This window comes from Rhodoflexus caldus (genome assembly GCF_021206925.1).
Classification (GTDB): domain Bacteria; phylum Bacteroidota; class Bacteroidia; order Cytophagales; family Thermoflexibacteraceae; genus Rhodoflexus; species Rhodoflexus caldus.
On sequence record NZ_JAJPRF010000032.1, the window covers coordinates 1 to 1690 of the forward strand.

A 1690-nucleotide genomic window follows, 5' to 3' on the forward strand; every position below is an offset into this window, starting at 1 on the left:
GCCTTACATTTCTTGTCACTTTTAAGATTATGAAAAATACTTGCCATAGTTATATAAATTTGAAAGAATCACCAAGTAAAATTAGGTAATTCACTGATAATCACCAACCAAAAGGTCTATTTTTTGGCTTGTTTTACATTCACGTGCAAATATACTACACATTTGTGTAAAACAAAAAATCATTCTCCTATTTCGTCAAAATCTTCCCTTGTGTCTAATTGGCTTTCGTCAATTTCTCGTGGTGTGGGGTTTGTGTCTTGTATCAATTTTTCAAGGTCGTTGTACCAGGGTGGCGTAAAAATCGGTTGGGTCTTTTCGTCTTTTACCAAAACATCAATCGTGTAATTTTGGTACAAATGTTCGGGTGAAGTAGGCGAATGACTGATTTTTTCGCTGTTCATAAAGGCAAATTCGTGTCTGCCTGTCCGCAAAAACAAATCTACTGCCATAATATTGAAGTCCTTTACCAAAGGGGCGGCTTGATTGATTTGTGTAATTTCGCCAATTCTTTTGCTTGGTTGGTGGGTTTCCAAAATGGCGATTGCACCCTCTACGTTGCGGTAGGCTTGTTCGGTAAAAACTTCATCGGGTTGGCTGTCAATCCACGTCTTTAAATCTTGTTCTGTTTCCCAAATGTCTGTGAGATAGACACTAAACGCACCTGCGGTTTCCAATACCCACGTAAAAGGCGGAAAAGTCTTGTTTGGGTTTTTCTTTTCCCAATCTTCTTTGGTTTTGGTGTAGGCTTTTAGCCCTTTGTCGTAAGTTTTCTGTTTGGCATCAGGTTTCGGGAAAGCCAAAGGTTTTAAGAAACGAAATAGTTTGTCTTTGTTGTCCAACTTTGAGCCTCTAAACTCCGAGTTGCTTTTCAGCCCTTTGCACTCAATTACCAACCATTCATTTTTGGTTTCGCCTTTTTTGCGAATGTAAAAGTCGCCTCTTGCCTCGCTGTTTTTGGCGTTGTTGCCTCCTGCGGGCTTTTCTTTGATACGCAAGACTTCGTAACCCAAACTTTCCAAATATTGTTTCAAAAGTAGTTCGCTAATTGCTCCCATAATGTAGCCGTTGGCACTTGGGCTACTTCGTAAGGCTTGTAAAAATACGTTTGTGGTTACGCCAAATCGTTTTTCTATAAATTCTTGAATTTCGTCTTGCATTTTGATTGTTAAGGTTTTGGCAAATTTAGTGGTTTTTTTTCAAATCACGCACAACGGAAAAGCATTTGTGCAGGGCGGGTTTAGTAGCACTATCGTTTCCACACGCACAAAAGCCAATAGAAAGCACAAATGTTTCAATTTAGCAAATCTGCCCGCCTTGCCACAAATGCAATGTTGGGCGATTGTTGTTCTTTTTCTATCGCACTACAATCACTTTAACGTTAAATGTTTTTCCTTGAATGGTCTGTTCACCTTCAAGTTCATTAAAGTTGTTGATGTCCTGAATAGCATTTGGGGCATAAATGAAAAATATAATTTCTGTTAGAACATTTACAACGTGATAGGATTGTAAATCTTCTTTCATCTGTTTAGTATATTTTTTATCGTCTGCCTTATCAATATGCTTAACTTCAATAGACTTTTTGGAAGTTAAAACACTGAAAATCAATTGATTGAAAATTTCAACTTGTAATTATGTAAGCCTGCGGTTAATTGGAGATTTTCTAATATCTGCTCTTTTTGCTTCACTCTGC

2 protein-coding genes are annotated in these 1690 nt (G+C 37.8%); both read right to left on the reverse strand.

The genetic code is table 11. The features are described 5' to 3' along the window. Positions 1-179 precede the first annotated feature (179 nt). Positions 180-1157 (reverse strand): hypothetical protein, encoded by a 978-nt coding sequence (locus tag NDK19_RS16810; protein ID WP_250633070.1) that lies wholly within the window; start codon positions 1155-1157, stop codon positions 180-182. A gap of 196 nt (positions 1158-1353) precedes the next feature. After that, on the reverse strand, positions 1354-1605 hold the full coding sequence (locus NDK19_RS16815; RefSeq protein ID WP_250633071.1) for a PD-(D/E)XK nuclease domain-containing protein: 252 nt from the start codon (positions 1603-1605) through the stop codon (positions 1354-1356). Positions 1606-1690: the final 85 nt, after the last annotated feature.